Annotated in this window: 20 protein-coding genes; 5 read left to right on the top strand and 15 right to left on the bottom strand. The window is 63.6% G+C overall.

The window, feature by feature from the left end; all coding sequences use genetic code 11:
* The first annotated feature begins 41 nt into the window (after positions 1–41).
* From DJ563_RS02595 to DJ563_RS02610, 4 genes are all read left to right on the top strand, one after another.
* Entirely contained in the window at positions 42–815 is a 774-nt protein-coding gene (locus tag DJ563_RS02595; protein WP_434518762.1) for a methyltransferase domain-containing protein, read from the top strand.
* Positions 816–828: 13 nt separating this feature from the next.
* Entirely contained in the window at positions 829–1275 is a 447-nt protein-coding gene (rnhA, locus tag DJ563_RS02600; RefSeq protein WP_033699205.1) for a ribonuclease HI, read from the top strand.
* 51 nt (positions 1276–1326) lie between these two features.
* Positions 1327–2085, top strand: coding sequence for a DNA polymerase III subunit epsilon (gene dnaQ / locus DJ563_RS02605; RefSeq protein WP_274099047.1), 759 nt, complete (start codon positions 1327–1329; stop codon positions 2083–2085).
* Between the two features lie 109 nt (positions 2086–2194).
* Positions 2195–4444: an Orn/Lys/Arg decarboxylase N-terminal domain-containing protein gene (locus DJ563_RS02610; RefSeq protein ID WP_274099046.1), complete on the top strand. Its 2250-nt coding sequence runs from the start codon at positions 2195–2197 to the stop codon at positions 4442–4444.
* On the opposite strand, the gene DJ563_RS02615 is transcribed toward DJ563_RS02610, so the two are convergent.
* The gene (locus tag DJ563_RS02615) at positions 4428–4646 is read right to left on the bottom strand and encodes a hypothetical protein (RefSeq protein ID WP_033699199.1); all 219 of its coding nucleotides are present in this window, start codon (positions 4644–4646) and stop codon (positions 4428–4430) included. The genes DJ563_RS02610 and DJ563_RS02615 overlap by 17 nt on opposite strands.
* A 156-nt stretch (positions 4647–4802) precedes the next feature.
* Here DJ563_RS02615 and DJ563_RS02620 point away from each other — a divergent pair, with 156 nt between their 5' ends.
* Positions 4803–5360 (top strand): NADPH-dependent FMN reductase, encoded by a 558-nt coding sequence (locus tag DJ563_RS02620; RefSeq protein ID WP_434518763.1) that lies wholly within the window; start codon positions 4803–4805, stop codon positions 5358–5360.
* Between the two features lie 37 nt (positions 5361–5397).
* Here the strand turns inward: DJ563_RS02620 and DJ563_RS02625 are convergent, their stop codons facing one another.
* The 14 genes from DJ563_RS02625 to DJ563_RS02690 form a co-directional block, all read right to left on the bottom strand.
* Entirely contained in the window at positions 5398–7449 is a 2052-nt protein-coding gene (locus tag DJ563_RS02625) for a TonB-dependent receptor family protein (protein ID WP_434518764.1), read from the bottom strand.
* A gap of 127 nt (positions 7450–7576) precedes the next feature.
* The gene (gene nuoN, locus DJ563_RS02630; protein WP_033699194.1) at positions 7577–9046 is read right to left on the bottom strand and encodes an NADH-quinone oxidoreductase subunit NuoN; all 1470 of its coding nucleotides are present in this window, start codon (positions 9044–9046) and stop codon (positions 7577–7579) included.
* A 7-nt stretch (positions 9047–9053) separates the two neighbouring features.
* Positions 9054–10586, bottom strand: a complete 1533-nt coding sequence (gene nuoM, locus DJ563_RS02635; RefSeq protein ID WP_274099043.1) for an NADH-quinone oxidoreductase subunit M — start codon at positions 10584–10586, stop codon at positions 9054–9056.
* Positions 10587–10626: 40 nt separating this feature from the next.
* On the bottom strand, positions 10627–12480 hold the full coding sequence (gene nuoL / locus DJ563_RS02640; RefSeq protein WP_033699189.1) for an NADH-quinone oxidoreductase subunit L: 1854 nt from the start codon (positions 12478–12480) through the stop codon (positions 10627–10629).
* Positions 12477–12785 (bottom strand): NADH-quinone oxidoreductase subunit NuoK, encoded by a 309-nt coding sequence (gene nuoK, locus DJ563_RS02645; RefSeq protein WP_003251446.1) that lies wholly within the window; start codon positions 12783–12785, stop codon positions 12477–12479. The genes nuoL and nuoK overlap by 4 nt, the downstream gene beginning before the upstream one ends.
* Positions 12786–12788: 3 nt before the next feature.
* Positions 12789–13289, bottom strand: coding sequence for an NADH-quinone oxidoreductase subunit J (gene nuoJ / locus DJ563_RS02650; RefSeq protein WP_012313764.1), 501 nt, complete (start codon positions 13287–13289; stop codon positions 12789–12791).
* A gap of 10 nt (positions 13290–13299) precedes the next feature.
* Positions 13300–13848 (bottom strand): NADH-quinone oxidoreductase subunit NuoI, encoded by a 549-nt coding sequence (nuoI, locus tag DJ563_RS02655; RefSeq protein ID WP_027592814.1) that lies wholly within the window; start codon positions 13846–13848, stop codon positions 13300–13302.
* A gap of 11 nt (positions 13849–13859) precedes the next feature.
* Positions 13860–14867 carry an NADH-quinone oxidoreductase subunit NuoH gene (nuoH, locus tag DJ563_RS02660; RefSeq protein WP_012273297.1) on the bottom strand — a complete coding sequence of 336 codons (1008 nt, stop codon included), beginning with the start codon at positions 14865–14867 and terminating at the stop codon, positions 13860–13862.
* Positions 14864–17578 carry an NADH-quinone oxidoreductase subunit NuoG gene (gene nuoG / locus DJ563_RS02665; RefSeq protein WP_186657397.1) on the bottom strand — a complete coding sequence of 905 codons (2715 nt, stop codon included), beginning with the start codon at positions 17576–17578 and terminating at the stop codon, positions 14864–14866. The genes nuoH and nuoG overlap by 4 nt, the downstream gene beginning before the upstream one ends.
* 132 nt (positions 17579–17710) lie before the next feature.
* Positions 17711–19090 carry an NADH-quinone oxidoreductase subunit NuoF gene (nuoF, locus tag DJ563_RS02670; RefSeq protein ID WP_033699184.1) on the bottom strand — a complete coding sequence of 460 codons (1380 nt, stop codon included), beginning with the start codon at positions 19088–19090 and terminating at the stop codon, positions 17711–17713.
* Complete coding sequence (gene nuoE / locus DJ563_RS02675; RefSeq protein ID WP_027592810.1) at positions 19087–19584, bottom strand: NADH-quinone oxidoreductase subunit NuoE; 498 nt, start codon at positions 19582–19584, stop codon at positions 19087–19089. Before nuoE ends, nuoF begins: the two co-directional genes overlap by 4 nt.
* A 2-nt stretch (positions 19585–19586) precedes the next feature.
* Positions 19587–21368, bottom strand: coding sequence for an NADH-quinone oxidoreductase subunit C/D (gene nuoC, locus DJ563_RS02680; RefSeq protein WP_274099041.1), 1782 nt, complete (start codon positions 21366–21368; stop codon positions 19587–19589).
* A gap of 79 nt (positions 21369–21447) precedes the next feature.
* Positions 21448–22125, bottom strand: a complete 678-nt coding sequence (locus tag DJ563_RS02685; protein WP_012313769.1) for a NuoB/complex I 20 kDa subunit family protein — start codon at positions 22123–22125, stop codon at positions 21448–21450.
* Between the two features lie 10 nt (positions 22126–22135).
* Positions 22136–22549 carry an NADH-quinone oxidoreductase subunit A gene (locus tag DJ563_RS02690; protein ID WP_003251427.1) on the bottom strand — a complete coding sequence of 138 codons (414 nt, stop codon included), beginning with the start codon at positions 22547–22549 and terminating at the stop codon, positions 22136–22138.
* Positions 22550–22710 lie beyond the last annotated feature (161 nt).

Consider the following 22710-nt stretch of genomic DNA (forward strand, 5'->3'; position numbering starts at 1 on the left):
GCCGCGATGGCGTGGCACGAGAACCTTCGAGGGAGAACGCAATGACCGACCAAGCCTTTGCCCAGGCCGACCCCGATTGGGTCGAGCTGATCAGCCTGGCCCGTGAGTGGTTCAATGGCCCGCTCGGCCAGTTGATGCTCAAAGAAGAGGAAAAACTGCTGGAAGAAGAGCTGGGGCGCTTCTTTGGCGGTTATCTCGTGCACTATGGGCCCTGTGCCGAGGCGCCGCCCAGCGCGCCCCAGGTGCAGCGCAACGTGCGCCTCGGGGCACCCTTGCCTGGCGTGGAAATCGTCTGTGAAGAGCAGGCCTGGCCGTTGAGCGAGCATGCCGCCGACGTGGTGGTGCTGCAGCACGGCCTGGACTTCAGCCTCACCCCCCATGGCTTGTTGCGCGAAGCCGCCAGCTCCGTTCGCCCGGGTGGGCACCTGCTGATTGTCGGCATCAACCCCTGGAGCAGTTGGGGCATGCGCCACCTGTTCAGCCATGGCGCCTTGCGCAAGGCCCGCTGCATCTCGCCTTCGCGGGTTGGCGACTGGCTCAACCTGCTCGGCTTCGCGCTGGAGAAACGCCGCTTCGGGTGCTATCGTCCGCCGCTTGCCTCGCCGGCCTGGCAGCAACGCCTGGCAGGCTGGGAGCGGGTGGCGGGCGGCTGGCAAATTTCCGGCGGCGGCGTGTACCTGCTGGTGGCGCGCAAGATGGTGGTCGGCCTGCGGCCGTTGCGCCTGGAGCGCCGCGAACCCATGGGCAAACTGCTGCCGCTGCCGCTGGCCAAGGTCAACCGTACGGCGGCCAATCCTGATACTGAAAAGCACTGAACAAGAGTGGTACATGAGCGATAGCGTCGAAATGTTTACCGATGGCGCCTGCAAGGGCAACCCTGGCCCTGGCGGCTGGGGCGTGCTGATGATCTACAAGGGCGTCGAGAAGGAACTGTGGGGCGGCGAACGCGAGACCACCAACAACCGCATGGAGCTGATGGCCGCGATCCAGGGCCTGATGTCGCTCAAGCGTGAATGCGAGGTGGTACTGACCACCGACTCGCAGTACGTGATGAAAGGCATCAACGAATGGATGGTCAACTGGAAGAAACGGGGCTGGAAGACTGCAGCCAAGGAGCCGGTGAAAAACGCCGACCTCTGGCAGTTGCTCGACGAACAGGTCAACCGGCACAAGGTGAGCTGGAAGTGGGTGCGCGGCCACATCGGCCACCCGGGCAACGAACGGGCCGACCAGCTGGCCAACCGCGGGGTCGATGAGGTGCGCGCCCAGCGTTGAGCTGGGGTACAATCGCGTCCTTTGTAACTGATGCAAGTTGGAGCCCCCCGCGTGGAGCAGCAGCAAGATAAACGCCTGGTCATTCTCGATACCGAAACCACCGGCATGCCGGTCAGCGAAGGCCATCGCATCATCGAGATCGGCTGTGTCGAGGTCATGGGCCGTCGCCTGACCGGGCGGCATTTCCACGTCTACCTGCAACCGGACCGCGAGAGTGACGAGGGCGCCATCGGCGTTCACGGCATCACCGACAGCTTCCTGATCGGCAAGCCGCGCTTCGCCGAGGTTGCGGATGAATTCTTCGAGTTCATCCAGGGCGCCACGCTGGTCATCCACAACGCGGCGTTCGACGTCGGCTTCATCAACAACGAGTTCGCCCTGCTGGGCCAGCAAGACCGCGCCGACCTTGCGCAGCATTGCACCATCCTCGATACCCTGTTGCTGGCGCGTTCTCGTCACCCGGGGCAGCGCAACAGCCTCGACGCGTTGTGCAAACGCTACGACATCGACAACTCGGGCCGTGAGCTGCACGGCGCACTGCTCGACTCGGAACTGCTGGCCGACGTTTACCTGGCAATGACCGGCGGCCAGACCAGCCTGTCGCTGGCCGGGCACGGTGCTGACGGCGACAGTGACGGGCAGGGTGGTGGTGGCAGCGAGATCCGCCGTATTACCGGCCGTGCTCCTGGGCGGGTGATCATGGCCAGTGCCGAAGAGCTGGAAGCGCATGCCGAACGGCTGGCGGCGATCGCCAAATCGGCGGGGGCGCCGGCGATGTGGCAGGCGTTGAGCGAGACACCTGCATCTTGACCATGCGCCCTTTGTAGGAGCGGCCTTGCGTCGCGACCCTTTCGCGACACAAGGCCGCTCCTGCAACTACCCTGAAAAGGACACCCCGTCCTGCAGAGGTAGCTGCCTGATGTACAAGGACCTCAAGTTCCCCATCCTCATCGTCCACCGTGCGATCAAGGCCGACAGTGTTGCCGGTGACCGCATCCGGGGTATCGCCGAGGAGTTGCGCCAGGACGGCTTTGCCATCCTGGCCGCAGCGGACCACGCTGAAGCGCGCCTGGTCGCTGCCACCCACCACGGCCTGGCCTGCATGCTGATCGCCGCCGAGGGCGTGGGCGAGAACACTCATCTGCTACAGAACATGGCCGAGCTGATTCGCCTGGCCCGTTTGCGCGCACCTGACCTGCCGATTTTTGCGTTGGGCGAACAGGTCACCCTGGAGAACGCCCCCGCCGAGGTCATGAGCGAGCTGAACCAGTTGCGCGGCATTCTCTATCTGTTCGAAGACACCGTGCCGTTTCTTGCGCGCCAGGTGGCACGCGCCGCCCACAGCTACCTCGACGGCCTGCTGCCGCCGTTTTTCAAAGCCTTGGTGCAACACACCGCGCAATCCAACTACTCCTGGCACACACCGGGGCACGGCGGCGGCGTGGCCTACCACAAGAGCCCGGTCGGCCAGGCCTTTCACCAGTTTTTTGGCGAGAATACCCTGCGTTCGGACTTGTCCGTTTCAGTGCCGGAGCTGGGCTCGCTGCTCGACCACACCGGCCCCCTGGCCCAGGCAGAGGCCAGGGCTGCACGCAACTTCGGCGCCGACCACACGTTTTTCGTGATCAACGGCACCTCCACTGCCAACAAGATCGTCTGGCACGCCATGGTCGGCCGTGATGACCTGGTGCTGGTGGACCGCAACTGTCACAAATCGGTAGTCCACGCGATCATCATGACCGGGGCCATTCCCATCTACCTGTGCCCCGAGCGCAACGAGCTGGGCATCATCGGCCCGATACCCCTCAGTGAGTTCAGCCCTGCATCGATCCAGGCGAAGGTCCAGGCCAACCCCCTGGCGCGTGATCGCGGGCAGCGGATCAAGCTGGCAGTGGTCACCAACTCCACCTACGACGGCCTGTGCTACCACGCCGGGATGATCAAGCAGACGCTGGGGGCCAGTGTCGAGGTGCTGCACTTTGACGAGGCCTGGTTCGCCTACGCGGCGTTTCACGAGTTCTTCGAGGGGCGCTATGCCATGGGTACGGCCTGCGCGGCCGACAGCCCGCTGGTGTTCAGCACCCACTCCACGCACAAGCTGTTGGCGGCCTTCAGCCAGGCGTCGATGATTCATGTGCAGGAGGGTGCCAGCCGCCAGCTGGACCGTGACCGCTTCAACGAAGCGTTCATGATGCACATCTCGACATCGCCGCAGTACAGCATCCTGGCGTCACTGGACGTGGCCTCTACCATGATGGAGGGGCCGGCCGGGCGCTCGCTGTTGCAGGAAATGTTCGACGAGGCGTTGAGCTTTCGCCGGGCGCTGGCCAACCTGCGCAAGCATATTGCCGCTGCCGACTGGTGGTTCAGCATCTGGCAACCGCCAGCGGCAGAGGGCATACAGCACCTTGCCGCGCAAGACTGGCAGCTTCAGCCGGGGGCTGAGTGGCATGGCTTTGGTGAGGTGGCGGGCAACTACGTGTTGCTCGACCCGCTGAAGGTGACCTTGGTCATGCCCGGCTTGAGCGCAGGGGGTGTGCTGGGCGAGCACGGTATTCCGGCGGCGGTGGTCAGCAAGTTTCTTTGGGAGCGCGGCCTGGTGGTGGAAAAAACCGGCCTGTACAGCTTCCTGGTGCTGTTCTCCATGGGCATCACCAAGGGCAAGTGGAGCACCTTGCTGACAGAGCTACTGGAGTTCAAACGCCACTATGACGGCAATACCCGGTTGAGCGCTTGCCTGCCGAGTGTGGTGGCAGCGGACACTTCACGTTATCAAGGCATGGGGCTGCGCGAGCTGTGTGACCAACTGCACGAGTGCTACCGCGCCAATGCCACGGCCAAGCAGCTCAAACGGTTGTTCACAAGCTTGCCGGAGGTTGCCGTCAGCCCGGCACGGGCCTATGACCAGATGGTACGCGGCGAAGTGGAGGCGGTGCCGATCGAAGCGCTGCTCGGCCGTGTCGCAGCGGTGATGCTGGTGCCGTATCCGCCCGGCATTCCATTGATCATGCCGGGAGAGCGGTTCACCGAAGCGACCCGCTCGATACTCGACTACCTGGCGTTTGCCCGAGCTTTCAACGATGGCTTCCCGGGTTTCGTTGCCGACGTGCATGGCCTGCAGAACGAAAGCGGTCGCTACACCGTAGACTGCATCAAGGAATGCGAATGATCTCGACGCCGGTCTGTGCCAGCTCGAAACGGTTTTCGCCCAGGTGGTTGACGCGGTCGCCAATTGCCAGGCGGTAGGTGGTGATCGGTGCGCCCAGCGCGCTGCCGTCGACCTGGAGGGTGGACTCCTGGAACTCGTGGACGGGGTAGATGCGGCCTTCGGCGTCACGGGCGTGGAATTGGCCGACCATTACTGCTGCCATTTGGGTGAAAACCTCTGAATTACGTAGGAAATATCTGCAAACATAGACCGTACAAGATACCCGGAAGTTTTCCCCTCGTGGAAAAAAAACCAAAGCGGCGAGAAACGGTCATCTATAACTACAACGTCTCTTAGCCAGCAAAGGTTGGAAATCGCCATGAGCCAGGTGTATTCGGTAGCGGTCGTCGTCGGCAGCTTGCGCAAGGATTCCTACAACCGCAAGGTAGCCCGCGCACTTTCGGAGCTGGCGCCGTCCAGCCTTGCCTTGAAGATCGTCGAGATTGGTGACCTGCCCCTGTATAACGAGGACGTCGAGGCCAACGCACCTGAGCCCTGGCAGCGCTTTCGCGAGCAGATCCGCGGCAGTGATGCGGTGCTGTTCGTCACGCCGGAGTACAACCGTTCGGTGCCGGGTTGCCTGAAAAACGCCATCGACGTCGGCTCGCGGCCCTATGGTCAAAGCGCCTGGAGCGGCAAACCGGCTGCGGTGGTGAGTGTGTCGCCGGGGGCGATTGGCGGTTTTGGCGCCAACCATGCCGTGCGCCAGTCGCTGGTGTTTCTCGACATGCCCTGCATGCAGATGCCTGAGGCGTACCTCGGTGGCGCGGCCAACCTGTTCGAGGATTCGGGCAAGCTCAACGACAAGACCCGGCCGTTTCTGCAGTCCTTTGTCGACAAGTTCGCCACGTGGGTGAAGTTGAACAGGGCGGTTTGAGGGTGATGGCAATGGGCCGCCCAGCGGCCCCGGCCGTTTATCGGAAGCTGTAGGACACCCCTGCATAGACCGCAAACCCTTCGCCCGGCGTCGACCGGGCGATGTCCTGCCCGCCATCGTTGTAACCCGGTGTCACTGTCGCGGCATAGCGCTTGTTGGTCAGGTTGCGCAGGTCCAGCCAGGTCTGCCAGTCCTGTTTCGGTGAGTCCCAACCCAGGCGTGCCCCCAGCAAGGCATAGGCGTCGGCGTGGTAACTGTTGGCATAGTCGACCTGCACCTTGGAGGCCATCTGCGTGTTGACTCCGGCATAAAACCCGCTCGGCCAGTCATAGCGCAACTCGGCCTGGTAGTAATGCATGGGGATGCCAGGCAAGCGGTTGTCAGCGAAGGTGTCATCGTCGCGGTAGTGGAAATCACTGAAGGTGTAGGCCTGGCGCAGGCTCAGCTTGCCCCTGCCGGCTTGCTCCCACAAGGTGCTGTCCAGGCCCGCCTCGACACCTTGGTGCACGGTGGCGCTGGCATTGTATTCTTTGGCCGGCAGGCCCTGCACGATTTCCACGGCCAGCAGTTCGTGGCGCACTTGCGAGTAATACCACGCCAGGTCCCAGCGCCCCAGCGCAGAGTCGCCGCGTGCGCCCAGTTCAAGCGTGGTGGCTGTCTGGTTCTGCATTTCGACAGGTTGTGTCGCAGCCGTGGCGCTCCAGATCAGCGACCACGGGTGCGGTGGCTCGACGGACCGGCTCAGGTTGCCATAGACCTGCAGGTGCGGGTTGATGTCATAGCGCAGGCCCAGGCGCGGCGCGTAGTCCCAGTCATGCTGGCTGACCTTGCCGCCGGTGGCAGGGTAGCTGACGTCACTTTCACGTCGGGTATAGATCATCGCCAGGCCCGTGGTCAGCCACAAATCAGGGATCAGCTCCAGATCGTTGCCGACATGCAGCACGGTATCCGAGCCCTGGTAGCTGAAGTCGCGGCTGCGCGCGCCGAAGTTGTAACCGCTGGTGCGGGCAAATTGCGAGGCACCGCTGTTGGGCAGGTGTTTGGTGGTTCGCCAGCCCACGGTGGTCTTGCTCTCGTGGCCCAGCAGGGTATCGCGGCGCAGGTAGTTCAGGGTGCCGCTGACATCGGTGTAGGCCACCTTGAGGCGCATTGGGCCTTCGCGCAGGTCCATCGGGAAGTCGTGATAGACCAGCCCGGCTTCTACCCGGGCATCGTCCTCAAGGTAGAAGGTGGTCTTGTTGGCCACCCAGGTGCTGCCCGGTTGCGGCCGGCTGTCGTCGCGGGCCAGGTACGCCGCGTTGGCGGCACGCGGGTCGTGCTTGATCTGGTCCTTGGTCAGGCGCCCGGCCAGGTCGTTCTCGGTTTCGCGGTAGCGCAGGTAGAAACGCGTTTCCAGGTTCGGGTTGAACCGGTAGCCGACATTGGCGGCGATACCCTTGGCGCTGCCACTGCTGTGCGCCTGATAGCCGTCGTATTCCGAGTCGGTCAGCGCCACGTAGTAATCGAGGTTGCCCAGCACCTGGCCAGAACTGATGTGCCGATGCTGGTAGCCGCGGCTACCGACCTCGTAGCGCACCTGCAGTGGCGCGGCATCGTAACCGGTGTGGGTGACATAGTTGATGGCACCCCCCAGAGCCAGGGCGCCCTGATCGAAGCCATTGGCCCCGCGCAGTACCTCGGCGCGGCTCAGCCATAGCGGCTCGAACAGCTCATAGGGGGTGCCCCCGGGGCCGGTCAGCGGCAAGCCGTCGAACATCGTGTAGACCCCGGAGCCGTGCGCCCCTGGAGCGCGGTTGATGCCCGAGCCACGGATCGACAGCTTGATGCCATCGTTGCCCGCCGACTGGGCGAACACCCCAGGTTGGTAGGCCAGCACATCCTGATTGCTGGCGACCCGGCCTTGCCCCACGCGGTTCATGTCCACCAGATTGCTGGCGCCAGGGATTTCCCGAAGGTGCTCGGCGGCGGCCTCCAGCTCGGTCTGTCGCTGATCTTCGATCAACACTTGGTCGAGTTCGACGCGGCCTGTGGCCTGGGTGGCGCTGGAGACCAACAGGGCCAGCAAGGAGAGGGGGAGGGTAGGGCGCATGGCAAGGGCTTCCAGATCGATAAGCGGGAATCTGACGCTGCAAGTGTCAGACGAAGCACAGCTTTCGTTCTGTAGTCCTGAAAAAGAACAACCCCGCCGAGGCGGGGTTGTTCAGGATCGCTGAAGGTCAGCCGATCAGTTGCAGGCCCGCCTGCTGAACCATTTCCAGCAGCGGTTGCGGGTACACACCGAGCACGAAGGCCAGGATCGCGATAGCCAGCAGCATGACGCCGCCAGTGCGCTGTTCCCACTTCAGCGGAGCGTCGTGGCGACGCAGGTTCGGCTCGACCAGGTACAGGGTGACCATGACGCGCAGGTAGTAATAAACGCCGATGGCGCTACCGATCACCAGGGCACCGACCAGCCACCACAGGTGCGACTCGACGCCGGTGGCGATGATGTAGAACTTGCCGATGAAGCCCGCAGTCAGCGGGATACCGGCCAGCGACAGCATCATCACGGTCAGTACCGCAGTCAGGTACGGGCGGCGCCAGAACAGGCCGCGGTACTCGTACAGGGCATCGGCGTCACGGCCGCCGTAAGGCGAGGACATCAGCGTGATGACACCGAAGGCGCCAAGGCTGGTGATCACGTAGGTGACCAGGTACACGCCCATGGCTTCCAGGGCCAGGCCCTTGCTGGCGACCAGGGCGATCACCAGGTAGCCGAAGTGGGCGATGGACGAGTAACCGAGCAGGCGCTTGAGGTTGCTCTGGGTCAGTGCCAGCAGGTTACCGACCAGGATCGAGGCAACTGCGATCACCGCCAGTACGGTGCTCAGCACGCCGCTGCTGGCAGCAGGGGAGAGCATGAACAGGCGCACGACCACGGCGAACACCGCCACCTTGCTCGCGGTGGCCAGGAACGCGGCAACCGGGGCCGGGGCGCCTTCGTACACGTCCGGGGTCCACAGGTGGAAGGGGACCAGCGACAGCTTGAAGGCCAGGCCGACCAGCATCATGCCCAGGCCCAGTTGCGCAACCAGGCTTGGCATGTTGGTGGCTGCCAGGGCTTTGCCGATCTGGTCGAAGCTCAGGCTGCCTGCATCGGCGTACAGCAGTGCCATGCCGAACAGCAGGAAGGCCGAACCTGCGGCCGACAGCACCATGTACTTGATGCCGGCTTCCAGCGAGCGCTTGTTGAAGAAGGCGTACGCCACCAGGCCGTAAACCGGCACAGACAGCAGCTCCAGGCCGATGAACAGGCCGGCCAGGTGGTTGGCGCTGACCAGTACCAGGCCACCGAGGGCCGACATCAGCAGCAGCAGGTACAGCTCTTCGCGGTTGCCCGGGAAGCCCTTGGAGCCTTCGCCAAGGTAGGCGTGGGCGAGGGTGACGCAGGCCAGCGTGGCCACCAGGATGATCGCCATGTACAGGCAGGCGAACTTGTCGATGGTGATCAGCGAGGTGACCGCCAGCGGTGCAACCTTGAGGGCCGGCAGAATCGACAGCAGGGCCAGGTTAAGGCCCACGGTGGACAGCAGGAAGGTCTGCGAGTGGTTGCGCTTCCAGGCGATCGCCAGCATCACCACCACCGTGGTGATGGTGGTGATCAGCATCGGCGCCAATGCGATGAAGTGTTGAGTGGTGAATTCCATAGCGCTCTTACCGGGCCGAAGCGAGTTGAGTGAAAGCGGAACCAAGCCACTGCTGCACACCGCTCATGGTGGCGGCAGAAGTGTCGAGGAACGGCTGCGGGTACACACCAAGCACGATCAGCAGCACCGCCAGGCCCAGCACCATGATCAGCTCGCGGCCGTCCATGCCGGCCAGCACGGTGTCGCTCTTGCTGGGGCCGAAGTAGGCACGGTGGATCATGATCAGCGAGTAGACCGAGCCGAAGACCAGGCCGGTGGTGGCGATCACAGTGATCCATGGCACGCTGGCGAAGCTGCCGATCAGGATCAGGAACTCGCCGACGAAGTTGCCGGTGCCTGGCAGGCCCAGCGATGCGGCGGCGAAGAACAGGCTGATCGCAGGCAGGTAGGCGATGCGGTGCCACAGGCCACCCATTTGACGCATGTCACGGGTGTGCAGGCGCTCGTACAGCTGGCCGGACAGGATGAACAGTGCGGCGGCCGACAGGCCGTGGGCCAGCATCTGGATCACCGCGCCTTGCAGGGCTTGCTGGCTGCCGGAGTAGATACCGATCAGCACGAAGCCCATGTGCGAGACGCTGGAGAAGGCGATCAGGCGCTTGATGTCGGTTTGCGCGAAGGCCAGGAAGGCACCGTAGAAGATACCGATCAGGCCCAGGCTCATGGCGATCGGCGCAAACTCTGCCGAAGCGTTCGGGAACAGCGGCAGGGCGAAGCGCAGCAGGCCATAGGCCGCAGTCTTCAACAAGATACCCGCCAGGTCCACGGAACCTGCGGTTGGCGCCTGGGCGTGCGCATCAGGCAGCCAGGAGTGGAACGGCACCACTGGCAGCTTGACCGCGAAGGCGATGAAGAAGCCCAGCATCAGCACGTACTCGACGCCAGGTGGCAGCTCGGCCTTGAGCAGGTCGCTGTAGTTGAAGGTGAGCACGCCGGTGGTGTTGTAGTTGACCAGCACCAGGCCAAGGATCGCCACCAGCATGATCAGGCCGCTGGCCTGGGTGAAGATGAAGAACTTGGTCGCGGCGTAGATCCGGGTCTTCTTGCCGTCCGCCGAGCTGTGACCCCAGAGCGCGATGAGGAAATACATCGGCACCAGCATCATTTCCCAGAAGAAGAAGAACAGGAACAGGTCCAGGGCCAGGAACACACCGACCACGCCGCCGAGGATCCACATCAGGTTGAGGTGGAAGAAGCCGACGTGGCGCTGGATCTCTTTCCAGGAGCACAGTACCGACAGCACACCGAGCAGGCCGGTGAGCAGGATCATCAGCAGCGACAGGCCATCGAGGGCCAGGTGGATGCTGATGCCGAAGCGCTTGATCCACTCGACTTTGTATTCGAGTGCCCAGGCAGGTTCGGCACCCGGCGCAGGCGCCAGGGTGTAGTCGCCGGTGCCCCACAGGTACAGGCCGATGCCGAGCAACAGGGACATGGTCAGCAGCGCGATCCAGCGCGGCAGGGTGGCGCCGAAGCGCTCACCCAGCCAGCACAGGAAGCCGCCGATGAAGGGGATCAGGATCAGCCAAGGCAAAATCATGACGGGTTGGTTTCCTTTGGCAAAGTCGCAAGATTCATAGTCATACCGCAGCCACTACCACAGCACCGAGCACCAGCACGGCGCCGACGGCGATCGAGGCGGTGTACCAGCGCAGTTGGCCGGTCTCGGTCTTGCTCATGGCGACGTGGCCGCCACGTGCCATCCGAGGGATCAGGCCGATGCTGCGGTCTACCGGGTCCTTGCGCAGGATGTGGCAGATCAGCAGGTAGGGTTTGACGAAGAGCTTGTCGTAGATCCAGTCGAAGCCCCAGGCGGCGAACCACCAGGCCGACAGGACACGGCCGATGCCGCTGTTGGCGATCGCGCTGACGAAGCGGCGCTTGCCCAGGAACAGCAGGGCTGACAGCAGGATACCGGCGATGGCGATGGCGCCCGAGGCGATCTCCAGCGAGTGCTTGGCGTCACCACCGGCGTGGCCGGCGCTTTCAGGCAGCACGCCTGCCAGCGGTGGGGTGATCCAGGCGCCGACGAAGGTCGACAGCACGATCAGCACGCCCAGTGGCAGCCAGTGGCTGATGCCGTGGCCGGCGTGGGCTTCGGTCTTGGCTTCGCCGTGGAAGGCGATGAAGATCAGGCGGAAGGTGTACAGCGAGGTCATGAACGCACCGACCAGCCCGGCGTACAGCAGGCCGGTATTGCCGCTGGCGAAGGCTTCCCAGAGGATCTCGTCCTTGGAGTAGAAGCCCACGGTCACGATCGGCAGGGCCGCCAGGGCGGCGCCACCGACCACGAAGCTGGCGTAGGCCAGCGGCAGCTTCTTCCACAGGCCGCCCATCTTGAAGATGTTCTGCTCGTGGTGGCAGGCAACGATCACCGCACCGGACGCAAGGAACAGCAGGGCCTTGAAGAAGGCGTGGGTCATCAGGTGGAAGATCGCCGCGTCCCAGGCACCCACGCCCAGGGCCAGGAACATGTAGCCGATCTGGCTCATGGTCGAGTAGGCGAGGATACGCTTGATGTCGGTCTGTACCAGCGCGGCGAAGCCGGCCAGCACCAGGGTCACACCACCGACCACACCCACCAGGTGCAGGATGTCTGGGGCCAGCAGGAACAGGCCGTTGGTACGGGCGATCAGGTACACGCCCGCGGTCACCATGGTTGCCGCGTGGATCAGTGCCGAAACCGGGGTCGGGCCTGCCATCGCGTCGGCCAGCCAGGTCTGCAAGGGCAGCTGGGCCGATTTACCGACCGCGCCACCCAGCAGCATCAGGGTCGCCAGCACCATCCAGGTGTCGCCCGCCTGGAACTTCTGCGGTGCCAGCACCAGCAGTTCCTGAACGTTCAGGGTACCCAGCTGGGCGAACAGGATGAACAGGCCGATGGCCATGAACACGTCGCCGATGCGGGTGACGATGAAGGCCTTGAGTGCCGCGTTACCGTTGTTGCGGTTGCTGTAGTAGAAACCGATCAACAGGTACGAGCACAGGCCCACGCCTTCCCAGCCGAAGTAGATGAACAGCAGGTTATCGCCAAGGATCAGGAACAGCATGCTGGCGATGAACAGGTTGGTGTACGAGAAGAAGCGCGAGTAACCGGCTTCGCCACGCATGTACCAGGACGCGAACAGGTGGATCAGGAAGCCCACGCCAGTGACCACGCCGAGCATGGTGACCGACAGGCCGTCCAGGTGCAGGGTGAAGGTCGGCGCGAAGCCGTCCACCGACATCCACTGCCACAGCAGCTGGCTGTACGCGCCGCCTTCAGGCGGGGCGACGTTGAATTGCCAGATGACGTAGGCGGCCGTCGCGGCCGAGAGGCCGACCGAGCCGACGCCGATCAGGGCGGACAGGTTCTCCGAGAACCGCCCGCGCGAGAACGACAGCAGCAGGAAGCCGATCAGGGGGAAGACGAAAGTCAGGAAGAGAAGGTTCATCCGCGCATCTCACTGGCAGCATCGATGTCGAGAGTGTGGAAGCGGCGATACAGCTGCAGCAGGATGGCCAGGCCAATGCTGGCCTCGGCGGCTGCCAGGCTGATCACCAGAATGAACATCACCTGGCCGTCGGGCTGGACCCAACGGGCACCGGCGACGACGAACGCCAGGGCAGAGGCGTTCATCATGACTTCCAGGCTCATGAGCACGAAGAGGATGTTGCGGCGGACCATCAGGCCAACCAGACCTAAGCAGAACAGGATGCCGGCGACCGCCAGACCATGCTCGAGAGGGATAGCACCCATGATTTACTCCTTCGCCTCGTTGCGGCCCAGGTGGAAGGCGGTGACGGCTGCGGCGAGCAGCAGCATCGAAGCCAGTTCGACCACCAGCAGGTACGGGCCGAACAGGCTGATGCCCACTTCTTTCGGGCCCACGGTGGTACCGCTGATGCCGGCACCGCTCGGGGTGACGAACAGCACGTACAGCAGCTCCAGCAGCAGCAGGGTGCCCAGTATCACCGGCCCCGCCCATATGCCGGGCTTGAGCCAGCCGCGTTCCTGGGCGACCGAGGCCGGCCCCAGGTTGAGCATCATCACCACGAACACGAACAGCACCATGATGGCGCCAGCGTAGGCGATCACTTCCAGGGCGCCGGCAAACGGCGCACCGAGGGCGAAGAAGATCATTGCCACGGAAATCAGCGAAATGATCAGGTAGAGCAGGGCGTGCACGGGGTTGGTGCCGGTTACCACCCGAAGGGTGGAGACCACGGCGATCCCGGATGCGAAGTAGAAAGCGAATTCCATCTTTCTGTCCTTATGGGAGCAAGCTCTTCACGTTGATCGGCTCGGCCTCGTTCTGCGCAGAGCCCTTCGGCTTGCCAGCGATTGCCATACCCGCAACACGGTAGAAGTTGTAGTCAGGGTTCTTGCCGGGGCCGGAGATCAGCAGATCTTCTTTCTCGTACACCAGGTCCTGACGCTTGAACTCGGCCATTTCGAAATCCGGAGTCAGCTGGATCGCGGTGGTCGGGCACGCTTCCTCGCACAGGCCGCAGAAGATGCAACGCGAGAAGTTGATGCGGAAGAACTCAGGGTACCAACGGCCGTCCTCGGTCTCGGCCTTCTGCAGCGAGATGCAGCCGACCGGGCAGGCCACCGCGCAGAGGTTGCACGCCACGCAGCGCTCCTCGCCGTCGGGGTCGCGGGTGAGGACGATGCGGCCGCGATAGCGCGGCGGCAGGTACACAGCTTCTTCCGGGTACTGCAGGGTGTCGCGCTTGCGGAACCCGTGGGAGAACACCATTGCCAGGCTGCGCAGCTGAGTGCCGGTGCCTTTAACGATGTCGCCGATATATTTGAACATGGGTCAAATCCTCACTGGGCCGCGACGGCTGGCGTGTTGTAAAGCACGATCGCAGCGGTCACCAGCAAATTGATCAGGGTCAGCGGCAGGCAGAACTTCCAGCTGAAGTCCATCACCTGGTCATAGCGTGGGCGCGGGATCGAGGCGCGCAGCAGGATGAACAGCATGATGAAGAACGCGGTTTTCAGCGCGAACCACAGGAACGGCACCTGCGGCAGGATGCCGAACGGGCCGTGCCAGCCGCCGAAGAACAGGGTCACCAGCAGCGCCGAGATGAGGATGATGCCGATGTACTCACCGACGAAGAACATGCCCCATTTCATGCCGGCATACTCGATGTGGTAGCCGTCGGCCAGTTCCTGTTCCGCTTCTGGCTGGTCGAACGGGTGACGGTGAGTCACGGCAACGCCAGCGATGAAGAAGGTGCAGAAGCCGAAGAACTGCGGAATGATGAACCACAGGTTCTGGGCCTGGTATTCAACGATGTCGCGCATGTTGAACGAACCCACCTGCACCACCACGCCCATCAGCGCCAGGCCCAGGAACACCTCGTACGAAACGGTCTGTGCCGACGCCCGCAGGCTGCCCAGCAAGGCGTACTTGTTGTTCGACGACCAACCGGCGAACAGTACGGCGTATACCGACAGGCCAGCCATGGCGAAGAAGAACAGCAGGCCGATGTTCAGGTCGGCAACGCCCCAGCCGGGTGTGATCGGGATGATCGAGAAGCCGATCAGCAGCGCGCTCATGGCCACGACCGGCGCCAGGGTGAAAATCATCTTGTCGACGAAGGGCGGGTTCCAGTCTTCCTTGAAGAACATCTTCAGCATGTCGGCGGCGATCTGGAACATGCCGAACGGGCCGACACGGTTAGGACCGTAGCGATCCTGCCACCAGCCCAGCAGGCGGCGCTCGACGAAGCTGAGCAGGGCGCCGCAGACCACTACGGCCAGCAGCACCACGATAGCCTTGACGACCTGGATGATCACATCGATCACTTCGGGGGTGAACCAGCTCATTGTGCTGCCTCCTGCAGGCCTTCTACGGGTGCACCGAAGATGGCAGGCGGAATGCCAGCCAGGCCTTTCGGCAGCGCGACCAGGCCTGCGCCCAGCTCTTCATTGATACGCAGCGGCAGGCGCAGGGCCACGCCAGCCACGTTCAGGCTCAGCAGCGCACCTTCGTTGACACCCAGGCGGTCGGCTTCGGACTTGGCCAGGCCGACGTAGGCGGCCGGAATACGCGTTTGCACCGGGGCGGCGCGCGAGGAGCTTTCTTCGCTGCCGAACAGGTGGAAGAACGGTACTGCAGTCCAGGTGCCGCGGGCCGGGTTGAAGGCGCCCGGGATGGCGTTGAACCAGTTCAGGCGATCGCCTTGCGATTCGATCAGGCGCACGCCCGGGTCACCGGCACGCAGGTGGCCACCGACCTCGTCCTGGAACTTGTTCCAGGCTTGCGGCGAGTTCCAGCCCGGCGACCAGGCGAACGGCACTTGCTGGCGCGGTTCGGCGGAGCCCGAGTAGCCTTCCATCGAGAAGGCGAACGCGGTGTCCTTGTCTTGCGGGGTGCGTGGCTCGTGCACGCTGATGTTGGCGCGCATGGCGGTACGGCCGGAGTAGCGCAGCGGCTCACGGGCAAGCTTCATGCCCTTGATGCGGAAGGCGGCGCTTGGCGCAGCGTTGACGATGCCGGCCAGTTGCGGGGCGGCTTCGGCGCAGGCGCTGGTGACGTGGTCCAACTGGGTCCAGTCGACCGGCTTGTTCAGCAGGGTGGCACGCAGGGCGTGCATCCAGCGCCAGCCTTCGTGGACCAGGATGCTGCTGTCCAGGTACTGCGGGTCGAACACCTGGAAGAAGCGCTGGGCACGGCCTTCCTGGCTGACCAGGGTACCGTCGCCTTCGGCGAACGAGGCCGCCGGCAGCACCAGGTGGGCGCGCTCCAGGGTCGCGGTGTGGGAGTGATCGGCGACGATCACCACCTTGGCTGCGGCCAGGGCAGCATCGACCTTGGCGGCCGCTACGCGGGTGTACAGGTCGTTTTCGACGATCACGATGGCGTCGGCCTTGCCGCTGATGACCGCATCCAGCGCGGCATCGACGGACTCACCGCCCAGCATGGCCAGGCCGAGGCTGTTGGCCTCAGGCACAACCAGGCTCAGCGAACCGTTCTTGTCGCGCAGCTTCAGGGCCTTGGCGATGTTGGCGGCGGCTTCGATCAGGGCAGGGTCGGCCAGCGAAGTACCGGCAACCACCAGCGGGCGCTTGGCCGCGACCAGGGCGTCGGCGATGCGCTGGGCCAGGGCCTTGGCTTCGTCGTCCAGGCCAGCAACGGCCGGGGCGCTCGGGTCGATGGCGTGGGCCACGGCGAAACCGATGCGGGCCAGGTCGGCGGGGGCTGCGTGCACGCATTCTTCGGCAACGTCGTCCAGCTTGGTTTCAGCCAGGGACGCGATGAACAGCGGGTACAGCGCGTGCTGGCCGATGTTCTTCACCGCAGCGTCCAGCCAAGGCTGCACTTTCATCGCCTCGGCCATGGCTTCGGCCTTGCCTTTGGTGGCCTGGCGTACGGCCAGGGCAACACGGGCGGCGGTCTGCGTCAGGTCTTCACCGAGCACGAACACCGCGTCGTGGTCTTCGATGTCACGCAGGGTCGGCACGGGCAGCGGGCTGTTGTTCAGCACGTTCAGGGCCAGGCGTACGCGGGCCAGTTCGCCTGCTTCCATGCCGGAGTAGAAGTACTCGGCGCCGACCAGCTCACGCAGGCCGTAGTTGCTTTCGAGGCTGGCGCGCGGCGAGCCGATGCCGACGATGGTGCGGCCGCGCAGCAGGTCGGCGGCCTTGTCCAGGGCGGCGTCCAGGCTCAGCTTGGTGCCATCGGCCAGGCGTGGCTGGCGTGGGCGGTCGGTGCGGTTGACGTAGCCATAGCCGAAGCGGCCACGGTCGCACAGGAAGTACTGGTTGACCGAGCCGTTGAAGCGGTTCTCGATCCGACGCAGTTCACCGTAGCGCTCGCCCGGGCTGATGTTGCAGCCGCTGGAGCAGCCGTGGCAGATGCTTGGAGCAAACTGCATGTCCCACTTGCGGTTGTAGCGCTCGGAGTGGGTCTTGTCGGTGAACACACCGGTCGGGCAGACCTCGGTCAGGTTGCCGGAGAACTCGCTCTCCAGCACGCCGTCTTCAACGCGGCCGAAGTACACGTTGTCGTGGGCGCCGTAGACACCCAGGTCGGTGCCGCCTGCGTAGTCCTTGTAGTAACGCACGCAGCGGTAGCAGGCGATACAGCGGTTCATCTCGTGGGCGATGAACGGGCCGAGGTCCTGGTTCTGGTGGGTACGCTTGGTGAAACGGTAGCGGCGCTCGTTGTGGCCGGTCATTACCGTCATGTCCTGCAGGTGGCAGTGACCGCCTTCCTCGCACACGGGGCAGTCGTGCGGGTGGTTGGTCATCAGCCATTCGACGACGCTGGCGCGAAACGCCTTGGACTCGTCATCTTCGATGGAGATCCAGGTGCCGTCGGAGGCAGGGGTCATGCAGGACATGACGATACGACCACGGGTGTCGTTCTCGTCGGTGTACTGCTTGACCGCACATTGCCGGCAGGCGCCAACGCTACCAAGCGCCGGGTGCCAGCAGAAATAAGGGATGTCGAGGCCGAGCGACAGACACGCCTGTAACAGGTTGTCTGCACCGTTGACTTCGAGCGCTTTGCCGTCTACGTGGATAGTGGCCATTGTTCAAAGTTCTTCGTTGGCCCGCGTGAGCGGGCGTGGCTAATGGAAATCTGTATGCCTGCGGCCCGCCTCGAATCGTTCGGGCCGGCCTGCAGGCTGGCGGGTGGCACGGACCACCCGCAGCTCATCTTGTTATGCGCCGACCACGATCGGCCCGCTCGGCACTGGCTTGGCCAGGTTCGGGCGCAGGGTGTCGGCAGCACTGGCTGGGGCGACACCGGCCTCGAATTCGGAGCGGAAGTATTTGATGGCACTGCCCAAGGGCTCGACGGCACCCGGTGCGTGAGCACAGAAGGTGCGGCCTGGGCCGAGGAAGTTGACCAGACCCAGCAGCGTCTCGATGTCTTCGGCACGGCCCTGGCCGTTTTCCAGCGCGCGCAGCATCTTCACGCTCCACGGCAGGCCGTCACGGCAAGGGGTGCACCAGCCGCACGATTCGCGGGCGAAGAACTCTTCCATGTTGCGCAGCAGCGAGACCATGTTGACGCTGTCGTCGACCGCCATGGCCAGGCCCGTACCCATACGGGTGCCGACCTTGGCGATGCCGCCGGCGTACATCTGGGCGTCGAGGTGCTCGGGCAGCAGGAAGCCGGTACCGGCGCCGCCTGGCTGCCAGCACTTGAGCTTGAAGCCGTCGCGCATGCCACCGGCGTAGTCTTCGAACAGCTCGCGGGCGGTAACGCCGAACGGCAGTTCCCACAGGCCCGGGTTCTTCACCTTGCCGGAGAAGCCCATCAGCTTGGTGCCGTGGTCCTCGCTGCCTTCGCGGGCCAGCGACTTGTACCAGTCGTTGCCGTTGGCGACGATGGCCGGGACGTTGCACAGGGTCTCGACGTTGTTCACGCAGGTCGGCTTGCCCCACACGCCCACGGCGGCAGGGAAGGGTGGCTTGGAGCGTGGGTTGGCGCGGCGGCCTTCGAGCGAGTTGATCAGTGCGGTTTCTTCACCGCAAATGTAGCGACCGGCGCCGGTGTGCACGAACAGCTCGAAGTCGAAGCCCGAACCGAGGATGTTCTTGCCCAGCAGGCCTGCGGCCTTGGCTTCGTCGATGGCGCGGTTGAGGTTCTTCGCTGCGGTGGTGTATTCGCCACGCAGGAAGATGTAGCCGCGGTAGGCCTTCAGGGCGCGGGCGCTGATCAGCATGCCCTCGACCAGCAGATGGGGCTGTTGCTCCATCAGCATGCGGTCCTTCCAGGTGTTCGGCTCCATTTCGTCCGCGTTGCACAGCAGGTAGCGGATGTTCATGGATTCGTCTTTGGGCATCAGGCCCCACTTCACGCCAGTGGGGAAGCCCGCACCGCCACGGCCCTTGAGGCCGGAGTCCTTGACGGCCTGGACGATGTCGTCCTGCGACATCTGCGCCAGTGCCTTGCGGGCAGCGGCGTAGCCGTTCTTGGATTCGTACTCGGCAAGCCATACCGGCTCGCCGTCGTCACGCAGGCGCCAGGTCAGTGGGTGGGTTTCGGCCGAACGCGCGATGCGGTTGGCCGGGCCGAAGGAAGTAATGGTCATACGTAACCCTCCAGCAGTTTGGAAACGCCAGTCGGCTGCACGTCGCCAAAGGTGTCGTCGTCGATCATCAGCGCCGGGGCCTTGTCGCAGTTGCCCAGGCAGCACACCGGCAGCAGGGTGAAACGCCCGTCTGCGGTGGTCTGGCCGAGGCCGATGCCCAGTTCGCTCTGGATCTGGCTGACCACGGACTCGTGGCCGCCGATGTAGCAGACCATGCTGTCGCACACGCGGATGATGTGGCGGCCGACCGGCTGGCGGAAGATCTGGCTGTAGAAGGTGGCCACGCCTTCGACGTCACTGGCAGGGATGCCCAGCACTTCGCCGATGGCGTGAATGGCGCCGTCCGGCACCCAGCCACGTTCCTTCTGGACGATCTTCAAGGCTTCGATGGACGCCGCGCGCGGGTCCTCGTAGTGATGCATCTCGTGCTCGATGGCCGAGCGCTCGGTTTCGCTCAGGGCGAAACGGTCTGTCTGGATAAGCGTGCTGTTCATGCTTAGCGGTCCACGTCAGCCATAACGAAGTCGATACTGCCCAGGTACGCAATGAGGTCGGCGACCATGCTGCCTTTGATCACCGAAGGGATCTGCTGCAGGTGCGGGTAGCTCGGGGTGCGGATCCGGGTGCGGTAGCTCATGGTGCCGCCATCGCTCGTCAGGTAGTAACTGTTGATGCCCTTGGTCGCTTCGATCATCTGGAACGACTCGTTGGCCGGCATGACCGGGCCCCACGAGACTTGCAGGAAGTGCGTGATCAAGGTTTCGATGTGCTGCAGGGTGCGCTCTTTCGGCGGCGGCGTGGTCAGCGGGTGATCCGCCTTGTACGGGCCTTCCGGCATGTTGCGCAGGCACTGGTCGATGATGCGGATACTCTGGCGCATCTCTTCGACACGGACCATGCAGCGATCGTAGGCATCGCCGTTGTGGGCCAGCGGCACTTCAAACTCGAAGTTCTCGTAGCCGGAGTAAGGGCGCGCTTTACGCAGGTCGAAGTCGCAACCGGTGGAACGCAGGCCGGCACCGGTAGTGCCCCATTCCAGCGCTTCCTTGGTGTTGTACGCGGCAACGCCGACGGTACGGCCCTTGAGGATGCTGTTCTGCAGGGCGGCCTTGGTGTACTCGTCGAGGCGCTTGGGCAGCCAGTCGACGAAGTCCTTGACCAGCTTGTCCCAGCCGCGCGGCAGGTCGTGGGCGACGCCACCGATGCGGTACCAGGCCGGATGCAGGCGGAAACCGGTGATCGCTTCGATCACGGTGTAGGCGCGCTGGCGGTCGGTGAAGGTGAAGAACACCGGGGTCATGGCGCCGACGTCCTGGATGTAGGTACCCAGGAACAGCAGGTGGCTGGTGATGCGGAAGAACTCGGCGAGCATGATGCGAATCACGTCGACCTTCTGCGGCACCTTGATGCCGGCCAGTTTTTCCACCGCCAGTACGTACGGCAGGTTGTTCATCACCCCGCCGAGGTAGTCGATACGGTCGGTGTAGGGGATGAAGCTGTGCCAGGACTGGCGCTCGGCCATCTTCTCGGCACCACGGTGGTGGTAGCCGATGTCCGGCACGCAGTCGACGATCTCTTCACCGTCCAGTTGCAGGACGATACGGAACGCACCGTGGGCAGACGGGTGGTTGGGGCCCAGGTTGAGGAACATGTAGTCCTCGTTGGCGCCCTGACGCTTCATGCCCCAGGCTTCCGGGTTGAAGCGTGCCGATTCCTCTTCAAGCTGCTGCTTGGCCAGGGTCAGGCTGTAGGGGTCGAACTCGGTGGCACGGGCTGGGTAGTCCTTGCGCAGCGGGTGTCCTTCCCAGGTGGGCGGCATCATGATGCGGCTCAGGTGCGGGTGGCCGGCAAAGTCGATGCCGAACATGTCCCACACTTCGCGTTCGTACCAGTTGGCGTTTGGCCAGATACCGGTCACGGTCGGCAGGTTCAGGTCGCCTTCGCTCAGCGACACCTTGATCATCACGTCGCTGTTACGCTCGATCGACATCAGGTGGTAGAACACGCTGAAGTCGGCGGCCGGCAGGCCACGGCGCTGGGTGCGCAGGCGCTCGTCGACGCCATGCAGGTCATACAGCATGCTGTAAGGCTTGGCGACACCGCGCAGGAAGCTGAGTACCTCTTTGAGCTGCGCACGCTTGACCCACAGCACGGGCATGCCGGTGCGGGTCTCCTGGGCGACGAATGCTTCGGCGCCAAAACGGTTGTTCAGTTCGACGACCACATCCTGGTCGTCAGCCTTGTAGGGCGGAATGAAAATAGCGTTGTCCGCTGTCATGGTCTCGGTCGCTTTGGGTCAACGTTAAGAATGAAGCCAGGCCGCCGGCTCCTTGGGGAGCGGGCGGCAGGTCGCTGGATCAGACTTCGTCGGGGCTGCGCAGGTTGGTTACTGCAATGCGCTGCTCACGACGCAGGTCTTTCTGGGCTGGCATCTCGGCACGGTAAATACCTTGATCACCAACAACCCAGGAAAGCGGGCGTCGTTCTTGGCCGATCGACTCCTGCAGCAGCATCAAGCCTTGCAGGAAAGCCTCAGGGCGTGGCGGGCAGCCAGGCACATAGACGTCCACGGGGAGGAACTTGTCGACCCCCTGAACGACCGAGTAGATGTCGTACATGCCACCGGAGTTGGCACACGAACCCATGGAGATGACCCACTTCGGCTCGAGCATCTGCTCGTACAGGCGCTGAATGATCGGCGCCATCTTGATGAAGCAGGTACCGGCGATGACCATGAAGTCGGCCTGACGCGGCGAGGCCCGGATGACTTCGGCGCCGAAGCGGGCGATATCGTGGGGCGCCGTGAAGGCCGTGGTCATTTCCACGTAGCAGCAGGACAGGCCGAAGTTGTACGGCCACAGGGAGTTCTTGCGACCCCAGTTGACCGCGCCACGCAGCACATCTTCGAGTTTCCCCATGTAGATGTTCTTGTGGACCTGGTCCTCTAGCAGCTGATCGGTGACGGTTTCCCGTTCACCGACCGGGTACTGCTCGTTGGGCGCATCCGGATCGATTCTGGTGAGATTGTATTGCATTGCCAAAGCCTCATTGTTTCAGCTTCGCTTGCCGCTTGCGGCGACCTTCGGGAGCCCAATCAAGTGCCCCGACGCGCCAAAGGTAGACAAGACCTGCCAACAGAATTGCTATGAAAACGAGCGCTTCGACGAACCCGGTCCAGCCGCTTTCGCGGACGGACACAGACCATGCAAAGAGAAAGAGGGCTTCGATATCGAAGATCACGAACAGCATCGCGACCAGATAGAATTTTGCAGACAGGCGCAGGCGGGCGCTGCCGACGGGCAGCATGCCGGATTCGAAGGGTTCGTTCTTGGCGCGGCCCCAGGCCTTGCTACCGAGCAGGCTGGACAGGCCGAGCATGAAGGCGCACAGGCCGACGACACCCAAAAGGAAGATGGCAAAGCCCCAGTTGTGGGCGATGAGTCCTGCCGAATCGGACATGCTAGAGATCCTTATACAGAGACCCAGCTCTGCAGTCTGAAATAAGTAGAGCGGCGACTTGGTGTCGCACGTGCAGTGACCAAATGTCGCAGCTGAATCAATCGCGCTGATTTTATGGGTAAACCCGGTGCAAGTAAAATTTCTGTCGCAAATTTATTCGT

Origin of the sequence: Pseudomonas sp. NFX1 (genome assembly GCF_051123555.1) — a bacterium.
Taxonomy (GTDB): domain Bacteria; phylum Pseudomonadota; class Gammaproteobacteria; order Pseudomonadales; family Pseudomonadaceae; genus Aquipseudomonas; species Aquipseudomonas capeferrum.